This window comes from Cupriavidus sp. 05N39, from assembly GCF_056397325.1.
Genome location: NZ_JBFTNE010000010.1, coordinates 1 through 13,359, shown reverse-complemented (window position 1 = coordinate 13,359; position 13,359 = coordinate 1). Strand labels below are relative to the sequence as shown.

At 67.0% G+C, this 13,359-nt stretch carries 14 protein-coding genes; all 14 read right to left on the bottom strand.

The annotated features are described in order from the left end of the window. Positions 1-47: 47 nt before the first annotated feature. Entirely contained in the window at positions 48-785 is a 738-nt protein-coding gene (gene bioD, locus AC1DN0_RS06900) for a dethiobiotin synthase (protein WP_477103452.1), read from the bottom strand. After that, positions 782-1,999, bottom strand: coding sequence for an 8-amino-7-oxononanoate synthase (gene bioF / locus AC1DN0_RS06895; RefSeq protein ID WP_441636643.1), 1,218 nt, complete (start codon positions 1,997-1,999; stop codon positions 782-784). The genes bioD and bioF overlap by 4 nt, the downstream gene beginning before the upstream one ends. After that, positions 1,989-3,464, bottom strand: coding sequence for an adenosylmethionine--8-amino-7-oxononanoate transaminase (gene bioA / locus AC1DN0_RS06890; RefSeq protein WP_441636641.1), 1,476 nt, complete (start codon positions 3,462-3,464; stop codon positions 1,989-1,991). The genes bioF and bioA overlap by 11 nt, the downstream gene beginning before the upstream one ends. A 300-nt stretch (positions 3,465-3,764) precedes the next feature. Then, positions 3,765-4,634, bottom strand: a complete 870-nt coding sequence (locus AC1DN0_RS06885) for a dienelactone hydrolase family protein (protein ID WP_441636647.1) — start codon at positions 4,632-4,634, stop codon at positions 3,765-3,767. A gap of 44 nt (positions 4,635-4,678) precedes the next feature. Continuing rightward, entirely contained in the window at positions 4,679-5,371 is a 693-nt protein-coding gene (locus AC1DN0_RS06880) for a glutathione S-transferase family protein (protein WP_441636639.1), read from the bottom strand. Then, on the bottom strand, positions 5,368-5,787 hold the full coding sequence (locus AC1DN0_RS06875; protein ID WP_441636637.1) for a YchJ family metal-binding protein: 420 nt from the start codon (positions 5,785-5,787) through the stop codon (positions 5,368-5,370). Before AC1DN0_RS06875 ends, AC1DN0_RS06880 begins: the two co-directional genes overlap by 4 nt. Next, entirely contained in the window at positions 5,784-6,473 is a 690-nt protein-coding gene (locus AC1DN0_RS06870) for an HAD family hydrolase (RefSeq protein WP_441636635.1), read from the bottom strand. The genes AC1DN0_RS06875 and AC1DN0_RS06870 overlap by 4 nt, the downstream gene beginning before the upstream one ends. Then, complete coding sequence (locus AC1DN0_RS06865) at positions 6,470-7,153, bottom strand: 2-hydroxychromene-2-carboxylate isomerase (protein WP_441636633.1); 684 nt, start codon at positions 7,151-7,153, stop codon at positions 6,470-6,472. The genes AC1DN0_RS06870 and AC1DN0_RS06865 overlap by 4 nt, the downstream gene beginning before the upstream one ends. Positions 7,154-7,240: 87 nt before the next feature. Beyond that, positions 7,241-8,371 (bottom strand): acyl-CoA dehydrogenase family protein, encoded by a 1,131-nt coding sequence (locus AC1DN0_RS06860; RefSeq protein WP_441636631.1) that lies wholly within the window; start codon positions 8,369-8,371, stop codon positions 7,241-7,243. Positions 8,372-8,431: 60 nt separating this feature from the next. Beyond that, positions 8,432-9,112 carry an SDR family oxidoreductase gene (locus AC1DN0_RS06855; RefSeq protein ID WP_045236239.1) on the bottom strand — a complete coding sequence of 227 codons (681 nt, stop codon included), beginning with the start codon at positions 9,110-9,112 and terminating at the stop codon, positions 8,432-8,434. Positions 9,113-9,196: 84 nt separating this feature from the next. Continuing rightward, positions 9,197-10,393: an acetyl-CoA C-acetyltransferase gene (locus AC1DN0_RS06850; RefSeq protein ID WP_477145617.1), complete on the bottom strand. Its 1,197-nt coding sequence runs from the start codon at positions 10,391-10,393 to the stop codon at positions 9,197-9,199. Between the two features lie 105 nt (positions 10,394-10,498). Then, positions 10,499-11,170 (bottom strand): carbonate dehydratase, encoded by a 672-nt coding sequence (can, locus tag AC1DN0_RS06845; protein WP_441636627.1) that lies wholly within the window; start codon positions 11,168-11,170, stop codon positions 10,499-10,501. Next, a complete protein-coding gene (aceK, locus tag AC1DN0_RS06840; RefSeq protein ID WP_441636625.1) occupies positions 11,167-13,005 on the bottom strand; it encodes a bifunctional isocitrate dehydrogenase kinase/phosphatase in 1,839 nt (612 codons plus the stop codon). Before aceK ends, can begins: the two co-directional genes overlap by 4 nt. Positions 13,006-13,137: 132 nt before the next feature. After that, positions 13,138-13,359: acyl-CoA dehydrogenase family protein (locus tag AC1DN0_RS06835; protein WP_477111534.1), on the bottom strand; the 222-nt coding region annotated here is incomplete at its 5' end.

The following is a 13,359-nucleotide window of genomic DNA, read 5'->3' as shown; positions in this document are numbered from 1 at the left end:
TGTTCCAGTAATGCTTTCGGTGTATTCGGTTTCTGCAAGGCGCGCGTTCAGGCGGCGGCGACCGCGGACCGCGCATGGCAGGCGGCCAGCAGCGGCGCCAGCGCGAGCTGCCCGGCGGCATCGGCGGGCGCGGCCTGCCACGGCAGCGTGCCCAGGTGCGGGGCATCCAGCGCGGCACGCAGTGTGTCGATGTTCTCGTCGGCGAGATCCATGGCCGGGTCGATACGGTTGGCGATCCAGCCGGCCAGGTGCAGGCCGCGCGCGCGCACGGCTTCGGCGGTCAGCAGCGCATGGCTGATGCAGCCAAGGCGGATGCCCACCACCAGCAGCACCGGCAGGCCGAGCATTACGGCGAGGTCGGCGGTATCCCAGCCGCCCTCTTCCGGCGGCGCCCCGTCGAGCGGCACGCGAAAGCCGCCGACGCCTTCCACCACCACCGCATCGGCCTGCGCCCGCAGCGCGGCAAAGGCGGCACGGATCGGCTCGCGCGTGATGCGGGCGCCTTCGATGGCGGCGGCGAGGTGCGGCGATGCCGGCGTGCGCAACAGGAAGGGACAGGTCAGCGCCTGCGGCACGGCCAGCGCGCTGGCGGCACGCAGCTGCGCCACGTCGTCGTTATGCCAATGGTCGCCGCGCCACTCGCTGCCGCTCGCTACCGGCTTCATGCCAACCGCGCGGTAGCCGGCGGCGCGCAGCGCGTGCAGCAAGGTGGCGCTGGCGTGCGTCTTGCCGACGCCCGTGTCGGTGCCCGTGACAAAGCAGGCGATGGCGGCACGCTCGCTCATGACGCCTCCATGTGCGGCACCACGCTGCGCAGGCTGGCCAGCAGGCGATCCACATCGGCCAGGGTGTGCGAGGCCGATAGCGTGATGCGCAAGCGGGCCGTACCCACCGGCACGGTGGGCGGACGGATCGCGCCCACGCGGATACCGTCGGCCTCCAGCGCCGCGGACAACGCCAGTGCGGCTACGTTGTCGCCCACGATCACCGGCTGGATCGCCGTGGTGCTCTCACCCAGGCGCCAGCCCGCGGCGCGGGTCAGCTCGGCCAGCCCGCCCCGCAGCGTGCGGATCAGCGTACCGAGCTGCACGCGGCGTTGCCGCCCTTCATCCCCGGCGATCAGCGCCAGGCTGGCGGACAAGGCGTGCGCCACCGCCGGCGGCGCGGCCGTGGTGTAGATGTACTGCCGCGCGGTATTGACCAGGTGGTCGATGATGGTCTCGTGCGCGGCCACGAAGGCGCCCGCCACGCCGGCGGCCTTGCCCAGCGTGCCGATATAGATGAACCGCGGCGAAGTCAGGCCCAGGTGCTCGAGCACGCCGCGCCCTTGTTCGCCCAGCACGCCGAAGCCATGCGCATCGTCGACGATGATCCAGGCGTCGTGGCGCTCGGCCAGGGCCAGCAGCTCGGTCAGCGGGGCGAGATCGCCGTCCATGCTGAACACGCTGTCGGTAACGATCAGCTTGAGCGGGCTGCTGCTGGCGGTCAGCAACCCCTCCAGCCCGGCCACGTCACGATGGGCATAGCGGCGGACTTCGGCACGCGCGAGCCGGGCGCCGTCGATCAGCGAAGCATGGTTGAGTTCCTCGCAGAAGAGCGTGGCATCGGCGCTGCCCAGCGCGGTCAGCACCGCCATATTGGCCATGTAGCCGGTGCAGAAATACAGTGCGCGCGCGTGCGGGATATGCGGCGCGTACCACTCCGCCAGTTCGCTCTCGAGCCGGTGGTGCGCCAGCGAGTGGCCGCTCACCAGATGGGACGCCCCGCTGCCCGCGCCGAACTGGCGCGCGCCGTCCGCCATCGCCGCGATCAGCGCGGGATGGTTGGCCAGGCCCAGGTAGTCGTTGCTGCAAAAGGTGAGCAAGGAGTGCATTTCGTCGCCGCAGGCGTCGCTCACGGCCTGGTGCGGAGCGCAGGCGGAATACGCAGTGCGGCGGCGGCGCGTCAGCGCCTTTGCGTCACGCTCGGCGGCGGCGAGGGTCAGGTGCTCAAGCAACATGGCGAATCTCCCTGGTGGCGCCGGCATCGTTGCCGGCGCTTTCGTTCTTGTCGAGGCCGCCGGCCAGCACCGCGTCGAGCGTGGCCTGCAGGCGGCCGGCCAGCCAGTGCGCCATGTCGGCGTCGAACACATACGGCGGCATCACGTAGAGCGTGCGGCCGATCGGACGGATCAATACGCCGTGCGCGCGCGCGGCATGATGGAAACGCGCGGAGAATTCACCAGCATTCGCGGCATATTCCTCGCGCACGTCGGCGGCCCAGATCAGCCCGCGCTGGCGCACATGCTGCAGCCGCGCATCCGCTGCCAGTCCCGCCATGGCTTGCGTGAGCCACCGGGCGCGCTGGCGGTTTTGCGCGATCACGTCCTGCCGCGCGAACAGGTCCAGCGTGGCCAGCGCCGCGCGGCAGGCGAGCGGGTTGCCCGTGTAGGAATGCGAGTGCAGGAAACTGCGGGCGCGGTCCGGGTCCCCGGCGTCCGCAACGAAGGCCTGCTGGATCGCGCTGCGCGAGAGCACCAGCGAGAGCGGCAGGTAGCCGCCGCTGATGCCCTTGGACAGGCACAGGAAATCGGGCCAGAGGTGCGCCGGCAACGGCGCGCCCGGCGCATCGCCGGCGCCGCGCGCCTGCTCCCAGGCGAAGAAGGTGCCGGTACGGCCGCAGCCGACCGCGATCTCGTCGGCGATCAGGTGCACGCGGTAGCGGTCGCACAGCGCGCGCACGCCCTCCAGGTACAGCGGATCGTGCATCGCCATGCCGGCGGCGCATTGCACCAGCGGCTCGATGATAAGGGCCGCGATCTGTCCGCCGCGCGCGTGGAGCAGCGCCTCCAGCTCGTCCAGCGCGCGCTGCGCCACCTGCGCGGCGCTCTCGCCCGGCGCGGCCTGGCGCGCGTCGGGCGACATCACCACGTGCGAGCTCATCAGCATCGGATCGTAGGCATCACGGAAGATCGCCACGTCGGTCACCGCCAGCGCGCCCACGGTCTCGCCGTGGTAGCCATGGCGCAGGCAGATGAATTCGCGCTTGCCGCCCAGGCCCGTGTTGCGCCAGTAGTGGAAGCTCATCTTCAGCGCGATCTCGACAGCCGAGGCACCGTCGCTGGCATAGAACGCATGGCCGAGCGCGCCGCCGGTCAGGGCCGACAGCCGCTCCGCAAGCTCCACCGCGGGCGCATGCGTGCAGCCGGCCAGCATCACGTGCTCCAGCGTGTCGAGCTGCTCGCGCAGCGCGGCGTTGATCTCGGGATTGGCATGGCCGAACAGGTTGACCCACCAGGAGCTGGTGGCGTCGAAATAGCGCTGGCCGCCGGTGTCGTGCAGCCACGGGCCTTCGCCGCGGGCGATGGCCAGCGGCGGCTTGCCGGCATCGGGCCGCAGCGGCGTGCACGGATGCCAGACGGCGCGCAGGCTGCGCTCGCCGAGCGTGGCGGGCGCGGGGGATGCGGAATTGGACTGGTCTTCCAAGGAAACCCTCCTTTGTTGACCGCGCGGTGGCCTGCCCGGCCGGGCAGAGCCTGGCGTGGCGGCATTTGCGTGCGGGTTGGGGAGAGTCATGGTAGGGAGCTCCCCGGCCACTTGGCAAACAGGACCGGATTTACACGTTAGCAGCGCGTTAAACGAAAAAGCGGGGAGAAGGGCGTATCGTCGCCACATCTCCATGCCAGCATGCCCTTATCTCCACACCCTGCGCCGCCAGCGGGATTGCTTGTCGGGGTAAACCTTCCGCCGGCAGGAGCCTGTTGATGCTCCCGCTGATGCTCCGGCTTATGGCAGGGGATCGAAAGGAAGCCCGATTTCCTTGAAAAACCGCCCGACTTCCGGCAGCCAGATAGGCAAGCCGGCCCGGCTGCCGAACATGGCGTGCGAATCGCCCGCGAAGGTGCCGAAGTCCACCATGCGCGTGTTCGCGGCAGCGCCATGCGCCTGCGCCTTGTAGGCGCCGAACATCTTCTCTGGGAGCGGCTGCGGCCAGTAGCTGTCGTTATCGCCATACATCCACAGCGAGGGATAGCGCGCCTGCTTGCCGTAGTCGCCAAACGCATCGATCAGGTTGAACTCCCAGCGGCTGCACGATTCATCGCGCAGCCCGCCGGCAAAATTGACCAGGCCGAGCACGCCGGGGTACGCAAGGGTGCTGAATGCCATGGTGGTCAGCCCGCCGTGCGACTGGCCAATCACAACGATGCGCGACTTGTCGACATAAGGCTGCTTGACCATGTAGTCGAGCGTGGCAACCACATCCTCGGCCTGCACGAGGCCATTGCTTTCCACATTGCAGCCCGCGCCGATATAGGCACCGCCGGATCTGGAAAAGCCCTGGCGCATCGGCAGCGCCACTACATAGCCGCGCTTGACGAATTCAGCGCTCTGGGCGGAATAGCGTGCGCGCGGCTGGAATGCCGGCTTGCCCGACGCCTTGCCGTGATTGAGCACGATCAATGGAAAAGGGCCTTCGCCGGGCGGCTTGAAGATGGTGGTTTCGAGCTCCACCGAGAACAGCACCCCCGGCTTGGGGATCATTGCGACTTGCTCCGCCATCTTGCCAGCCGCCACGGGTGAAGACGCCGGCGCGGCGTCCTGCGCGAGCGCAGGCCCGCCCACCACAAGCGCCAGCGCCACGGCCAGCCCCGCTATCGATCTCACGATTGCCTGTGCCTCTCTTGTCCCGCGCCCACCGCTCAGCCGGCCCGTTTCGGCAGCGGATGGCCGGGCAGGAGCGCATAGGGATGCTGCCAGCCCGGCAGCGCGCGCAGCCGCTCGGTCCAGGCGTGGATATGCGGATATTCCTTGCGCCAGTGCACGCCGATCTCGTCGTCGAAGTAGACATAGCCGGCCAGCGAAAAATCGGCAATCGTGAGCCGCTCGCCGAGCACATGGGCGCGCCCGGACAAATGCGCGTTGAGCACGCTCCATGCGCCTTCGCAGCGCTGCCGGAGGAACTGCAGCACCGCCGGGTCCGGCGCCTTGGCAAAGGTGCGCAGGAAGCGGTAGGTCGCGGTATAGGAGCTGAACTTGTGGTTGTCGAACAGCAGCCAGCGCAGCACTTCGGTACGCTCGGCGTCATCGGCGGGGCCATAGATGCCAAGCCGCTGCGCCAGCACGTCGAGGATGGCGCCCGATTGCGACAGTCTACGGCCGTCGAACTCGAGCACCGGCGCCTCGCCCATCTCGTTGATGGCGCGGTACTCCGGGGTGTGCGTCTCGCCGTTGAAGTAATCTACGAAGCGCGGCGCCCACAGCTTGCGGCCACGCTGCACGCCGACCGTTTCCAGCAGCAGCGCCACCTTGTAGGTGTTGCCGGATTGCGCGAAGCCGTACAGCACGTAGTCGGCATCCGGTGTCGCACCAGCGGCAGTCTTCGGTTCCGTCATGGTTTCTCCCCCAGCATTTCACCATCCACATAAAGCCAGCGCGGCGCCTCGCTGGCGTCGCGCGGCTCGCGTACGAAGCGGCTGCGCTCGTGCAGCCGCCAGGCGCGCCCGCCCACCTTGTAGCGCGCCACGAATTCCACCTCGGCGTGCGTCTCGTCCTGCTGCGCATGCGCCTTGACGGCCAGCCCGAGCCAGCGCGTACCGGTATCTGGCGCGAGATCCGCCGGGCAGGTGGACGGATGCCAGGTATGGCGCAGCCAATCCACGTCGCCCAGCACATAGGCGCTATAGCGCGAACGCATCAGCTGCTCGGCGTTGCCCGGCAGCGCCTCGCCACGATGAAAGCGTCCGCAGCAGGTGGCATAGTCGCCGCCGCCACAGGGACAGCCGCCGGCGCCGGACGCCCGCGCCTTCATCCGATCAACCCCCGCAGCTCGCGCATATCGGTGAAAATGCTGCCAGCGCCGACCGCCAGCAGCGATTCGGCGGCATTGCGCGCGGCATAGCCGAGCACGGTCATGCCCGCGGCTACGCCGGCGGTAACGCCCGTCGGGCTATCCTCGATCACCACGCAGCGCGCGGGCTCCACGTTCATGGTGCGCGCCGCCAGCAGATACACGTCAGGCGCGGGCTTGCTGCGCTCGACCTCGGTGGACGAGAAAATGTGCTCGCGCTCGTCCTGCTGGAACAGCTCGACCAGGCCGGTGCGGGTCAGCTGCAGCTTGACCTTGATGCGGTCGGCGCCGGACGCCACGCAAACGGGCAGGCCGGCGGCGGCGATCGCGGCAACCGCCTCGCGAACGTACGGTACGGCTTGCACTTCCGCCTCCAGCACGGCATTGCGCCGCGCGAACCATTGCGACAGCCAGTTCTCGGGCAACGGCGCGCCGCGCCGGCGCTCGATGTTCTCAAGCTCCTCGCGCACCGCGCGGCCGAGGAACCATTTGGTGGATTCCTCGATCGAGATGCGGATGCCGAGTTCGTTGAGCATCTCGTTGAGCACGCGGTTGACGATGGGCTCGCTGTCGACGAGCACGCCGTCGCAGTCGAAAATCACGCAGTCGAAACGGGGATGGCGGATCGGCTTGATGCTGGGGTTCATGCGGGCTTCTTTTCCTTGCTGCTGTCTGTGTTGCCGAGTGTATGGCTGTCCGTGCTGCCCACCGCGCGCAGCGCCGTCGGGCGCTTGCTCTTGAGGTGCGCCTCGATCTGGTCGAAGCGGTCGAAGCCCCAGAACGGCTCGCCGTCGATGATCACGAACGGGGAGCCGAACACGCCCTTGGCCATGGCCACGTCGATCTCGGCCTTGAGCTGGTCCTTGATCTGGAAACTGCTGGCGCCAGCATCCATGGCATGCGCGTCGATGCCCAGCGGCTCGGCCAGCTTCACCAGTTCGGCCGGCTCGGCGATGTTGATGTCATCCACGAACAAGGCGCGATAGACCGCCTTGGCGAACGCGGTGGCGATATCGTCGCCGTGATGGTTCTGCAGCCACAGCATGGCACGCGCGGCCTGCGTGGTGGGCAGCGGGAAGTGCGTCGGGCGTTTGTACTCGATATCGTGGAAGCGCGCGGTGCGCTCGAAATCGCGCCACGCGTAGTCGCCCTTGAGCGGCACGTGCGGCAGCGGCGAGCAGCCGGTGGTCTTGAAGACCACGCCGAGCAGGATCGGATGCCATGCGACGATGCGTCCGTACTTCTGCGCCAGCTCGTCGATGCGCGTGCTGGCGAAATAGCCGTACGGCGAAGAAAAATCGAAGTAGAAATCGATGGCAGCAGTCATTGTCTGGGGGCTCCTGGCGTCTGGCCGTTGGGTTCGATACTTCGGTGCTGCATTGGTGAAATGGTTCCGCGATCCGCAGGCGAGGCGTCAGGCCAGCGCCCGCGCGATCAGTATCTTCTGGATATCGCTGGTGCCTTCGTAGATCTGGCAGACGCGCACATCGCGGTAGATGCGCTCGACCGGGAAGTCGCTGACATAACCATAGCCGCCGAAGACCTGGATGGCGGCCGAGCAGACTTCCTCCGCCATCTCGCTGGCGTACAGCTTGGCCATCGCGGCTTCCTTCAGGCAGGGCCGCCCCGCATCCTTGAGCGACGCGGCGTGCCACACCATCTGCCGCGCCACCTCGATCCTGGTCGCCATGTCGGCCAGGCGGAACTGCACCGCCTGGTGCGCGAACAGCGGCTGGCCGAAGCTCTCGCGTTCCTTCGCGTAAGCCAGGGCCGCCTCGAAGGCGGCGCGCGCCATGCCGATGCTTTGCGAGGCGATGCCGATGCGGCCGCCTTCCAGCCCGGACAGCGCCATCTTGTAGCCGGCGCCCTCCTCGCCCAGCATATTGGCGGCCGGCACGCGGCAATCCTCGAAGAGGATCTGCGCGGTATCGGACGAATGCTGGCCGAGTTTTTCCTCCAGCCGCGCCACGATGTAGCCGGGCGTGGTTGTCGGCACCAGGAAGGCGCTGATGCCACGCTTGCCGGCAGCCTTGTCGGTCACGGCGAGCACGATCGCCACATCGGCATTCTTGCCGCTGGTGATGAATTGCTTGACGCCATTGAGCACGTAGTCGTCGCCATCCTTCACCGCGCTGGTACGCAGCGCCGCGGCGTCCGAGCCCACGTGCGGCTCGGTCAGGCAGAAGGCGCCGAGCATCTCGCCGCGCGCCAGCGGCACCAGCCACTGCTGCTTCTGCGCCTCGCTGGCGAAGGCCATCAACATGCTGCACACCGGGCAGTTGTTGACGCTGATGACGGTGGAGGTGCCGCCATCGCCGGCGGCGATTTCCTCCAGGATCAGCGCGAGCGACAGATAGTCGAGCCCCGCCCCGCCGTATTGCTCGGGCACCGCCACGCCGTACGCGCCAAGCGCGGCCAGCTCGCGGTGCACCGCATGCGGGAAGGTCTTGTCGCGATCCCACGCGGCGGCGTGCGGCGCGATCTCCTGCTGCGCGAACTGGCGCACGGCGTCGCGGATCATTTCCTGTTCTGGCGTTAGCAGCATGTCAGCTCACCAAGGTTGTCGCCGCTGCGGGCGTGACGAAGGATGCATCGGCCATGGCACTCACCATGGGATCACGCTGCCATCGTAGTTGCGAAAGCCGCCGTTGTCCTGCCGGGTCGCGCCGGCGATCACCGCGCGCATGCCGGAGACGCTCTGCTGCGGCGTGAGGTCGGCTTCCTTGCCGCCCATCTCGGTCTGCACCCAGCCAGGATGGAAGGCCAGGCAGGTGGCATGGCGCGCATCGAGCGAGGCGGCCTTGAGCGCCGCGTTGGCGGCGGCCTTGCTGACCCGGTAGAGCCAGCTGCGGTTGCTGTCCATGGTGCCGATGCTGCCCATGCGCGAGGCCAGCACCGCCAGTACGCCGCCCTTGCCCGAACGTCCGGTCTCGACCAGCGGCAGCAGCAACGGCAGCGCCATCATCGGCCCCAGCACGTTGACATGCATCACCTTGTCGAAATCCTCGCGGGTCACGGGCTGCGCGCCTTCGGTACGCGGGCCGATCACGCCGGCGTTGTAGATCGCTACGTCGATGGACTCGCCGTCCAGCTTCCAGCCCAGCCCGGCGACCTGGCCCGCGTCGGTCAGGTCGGCGCGCAACGCCTCCGCGCCAAGCGCTTCGATGGCCTTGATGCCGTCGTCGCTGCGCGCGACGGCCAGTACCCGCCAGCCATCGGCTCGGTACTGGCGCACGAATTCGAGACCGATGCCACGCGAGGCACCAAGGATGAGAGCGGTTGGCAAGGCAGTACTCCTTTCTCTATGTTGTTTGCGGTGTGGCTGCCGCGCGATGGCGGCAGCCACTCTGTTGCGGGCGGTACCGCGGGTTCAGACGATCTCCAGCCCCACCGCGGTGGCTTCGCCGCCGCCGATGCACAGGCTGGCCACGCCGCGCTTGCCGCCGGTCTTGCGCAGCGCGCCGATCAGCGTGGCCATGATGCGCGCGCCCGAGGCGCCGATCGGGTGGCCAAGCGCGCAGGCGCCACCGTGGATGTTGACCTTGTCGCGCGGGATCTTGAGGTCGTGCATGGCGGCCATCGGCACCACGGCGAACGCTTCGTTGATCTCGAACAGGTCGACGCTGTCCGTGGTCCAGTCGAGCTTGCGGTAGAGCTTGTTGATGGCTTCCACCGGCGCGGTGGTAAACCAGCCGGGTGCCTGCGCATGCGTGGTGTGACCCAGCAAGCGGGCCAGCGGCACCAGGCCGAGGCGCTTGGCGGTGGATTCGCGCATCATCACCAGCGCGGCGGCACCGTCGTTGATCGACGAGGACGATGCGGCGGTGATGGTGCCGTCCTTCGCAAAGGCCGGCTTGAGCGAGGGGATCTTGTCGACCTTGATGCGACGCGGGCCTTCATCCGTATCGATGACAGTGTCGCCACCGCGGCCAGGCACCGTCACCGGCGCGATCTCCCAGCGGAAATCGCCGCGCTCGGTCGCCTGCTGTGCGCGCCGCACGCTCTCCATGGCGAACGCATCCTGCGCCTCGCGGGTGAAGTTGTACTTGGACGCGCAGTCCTCGCCAAAGGTGCCCATGGAGCGGCCGCCGCCTTTCTCGTCCTTGATATAGGCGTCTTCCAGGCCGTCCAGCATCATGTGGTCGAAAATCATGCCGTGGCCGATGCGGTAGCCGCCGCGGCCCTTGGGCACCAAGTATGGCGCATTCGTCATGCTTTCCATGCCGCCGGCGATGGCGATCTCGAACGAGCCCGCGATCAGTGCGTCGTGCACGGTCATGGCGGCACGCATGCCGGAGCCGCACATCTTGTTGACGGTGGTGCAACCCACGCCCAGCGGCAGACCTGCCCCCAGCGCTGCCTGCCGCGCAGGCGCCTGGCCCTGCCCGGCGGGCAGCACGCAGCCGAACACCACTTCCTCGATCTGCTCCGGCTTGAGGCCGGCGCGCTCCACCGCGGCGCGGATGGCGGCGGCGCCCAGTTGCGGGGCGGTCAGGGCGGAGAACTCGCCCYGGAAGGCCGCCATCGGGGTGCGGGCGGCGGATACGATGACAACGGGATCATGCATGGGGTGTCTCCAATGATTAGGGGCGCGGGTTGGCGCGATACGTGGCGGCGATTGTTGGCTCTTCCTGAATCTCTCTTTGCTTGCCGATGCGTGCGAGGCCGGCGCTTAGCGGATCGACGCCTGCGGCGGATCGCCGAACTGGCGGTAGGCCGCTTCGAGCTGCTCGTGCAGTTCCTCATTGCTGCTGGCAGCCATGCCGAGGTCGCGCAGCAGGCCGTCGGACACGCCGTAGACCCAGCCGTGCACGGTGACTGGCTGGCCACGGTCCCAGGCATCCTGCAGCACGGTGGTCTGGCACACGTTGTTGACCTGCTCGATCACATTGAGCTCGCACAGCCGCGTGTGCGCGTCTTCCTCGCGGGTGATGGTGCCGAGGTAGGCGCCGTGCTTGTCGGCAACGTCGCGCACGTGGCGCAGCCAGTTGTCTGCCAGCCCGACGCGCTGGCGCTTGAGCGCGACCTTGACGCCGCTGCACCCATAGTGGCCCACCACCGTGATGTGGCGCACCTTGAGCAACTCCACGGCAAACTGGATCACGGAGAGCGCGTTGAGATCGCTGTGCGCGATGACATTGGCGATATTGCGATGGACAAACACTTCGCCCGGCGCGAGCCCCAGGATCTGGTTGGCCGGAACGCGTGAATCGGAGCAGCCGATCCACAAGTACTCGGGTGCCTGCTGGTTTGCCAGGTTCATGAAGAAACCCGGATCCTCCGCGTTCACGCGGTCGACCCACTCCCGATTGTTGCGGAACAGCTGGGCGATGGCGTCACTCATGCGACTCTCCTTGCCGGTTCTGGCTGGTCGCCGGATTTAGCCCGGGTTGAGGCTGCGGCGGCATAGCGATTGACAAAGCGTTCTGAAACGTCATAGGCATAAAAATCGTGAATTTGTCCGGCCAGCAGCCGGTCCTTGTGCCCCTGCCACATGGCAGGATCGAAGAAATCTTTGTGGTGGCGCAGGAAGGCGGCGCGCACGCGCGGGTCGCCCAGCAGGAAACTGCGGTAGGTCTCGGGGAAGATATCGTGCCGGCCCACGCTGTACCAGACCTCGCCCGACATCTCCTCCTCTTCGTTGCGCGGCTGCGGCACGTGGCGGACATTGGTGTCCGTCATGTACTCGATCTCGTCATAGTCGTAGAACACCACGCGGCCGTGGCGCGTGACGCCGAAATTCTTGTAGAGCATGTCGCCGGGGAAGATATTGGCGGCGATCAGTTCCTTGATGGCGTTGCCGTACTCCACGATGCCGTGCTCGACCTGCGCATCGGAGCCCTCCTGCAGCCAGATATTGAGCGGCGTCATGCGGCGCTCGATGTAGACGTGCCGCACGACGATTTCCTCGCCGCCGTCCTTGCCGCGCTGGTACTCGATCATCGACGGCGCGTGCAGTTCCAGCTCGCGCACCAGCGCGTCGTCGAAGCGCGACAGCGGAAATGCCACGTCGGAATACTCCAGCGTATCGGCCATGCGGCCCACGCGGTCGTGCTGCTTGACCAGCTGGTACTTCGACTTGATCAGCTCGCGCGTGGTCTCCTTTGGCGCCGGATAGTAGTCCTTGATCACCTTGAACACGTAGGGATACGATGGCAGCGTGAACACCAGCATGACCAGGCCCTTGATGCCCGGCGCGCTGATGAACTTGTCGGACGAATGCTGCAGGTGATGCAGGAAGTCCCGGTAGAACAGGTTCTTGCCCTGCTTCTGCAAACCCAGCGAGGTGTAGATCTCCGCGCGCGGCTTGCGCGGCATGACGTCGCGCAGGAAGGTCACGTACGCCGACGGGATCTCCATGTCCACCATGAAGTAGGAATGCGTGAAGGAGAACAGGATCAGCAGCTGCACCTTCTTCAGCAGCACCGTGTCGAGCGACAGCTTGCCGTCGGGCGTGTGCACGATGGGAATCGCCAGCGGGAAGGTGCGGTCGGCGTTCAGGATGCGGCCGATGATGAAGGCCGACTTGTTGCGGAAGAACAGCGACGACAGCACATGGATCTGGAAATTCGGCGCAATGCGGAAGTCGCCGAAATACTCGGTGACGGCGCGCACCACGTAGCCGATATCGCGCGTGAGATCGGCAAATGGACGCTCGATCTGGTAGTTGTGGACGATGCGCTCGAAGCACGCCGCCATGCCCGCGCGGCTGCCCGGATAGTAGGCACGGAAGGTCGGCCTGGTGGGAGACTCCTCGTTCTCGATGTACTCGGTCGAGATGGCCGGGCGCACGAAGATGAAATCGTTGTTGAAGTACGAACGGTGCAGGATGCGCGTGCACACCGAGTTGAAGAAGGTCTCGGCCAGTTCCGGCTGGTGATGGTTGGTCAGCAGCCCGATGTAGTGCAGCTTGATCTGCTGCCAGATTTCGTCCTCGATGTTCTCGGCGTCGTACTCGTCTTCCAGGATCACGCTGGTTTCGCGCACCCGCTCGTTGTAGAAGGCGATGCGGTCGCGTTGCAGTTGCTGCAGGCCTTGCCAGTCGGCCGCCTCGAACTTCACCTTGGCCTGGTGGCTGACCTCGCGGAACAGCCGGTAATGCTTGTCGAACCCGTCCAGCATGGTGCGGGCCACGTCATAGGCAATCTGCGAGGACAGCAGCTTTGGGAAGTGGGACATGACGCAGGCCGATGACGATTGGGGGTTCCGGAGATTGTAAATTGGTTCGGCGGCAGGGCGAGTGCTCTTTCGGTCAATCCGGCATGGCCGGCGCGGCGCCAGACCGGGCGCCATCGCCATGCAGCGCCGGCATCACATGGTTTGCGAGAACAACTCCCTTCCGATCAGCATGCGCCGGATTTCCGACGTGCCCGCGCCGATCTCGTACAGCTTGGCGTCGCGCCACAGCCGGCCGACCGGGTATTCGTTGATATAGCCGTTGCCGCCCAGGATCTGCACCGACTCGCCGGCCATCCAGGTGGCCTTCTCGGCGGTGTACAGGATGACCGCGGCGCAGTCCTTGCGCACCTGGCG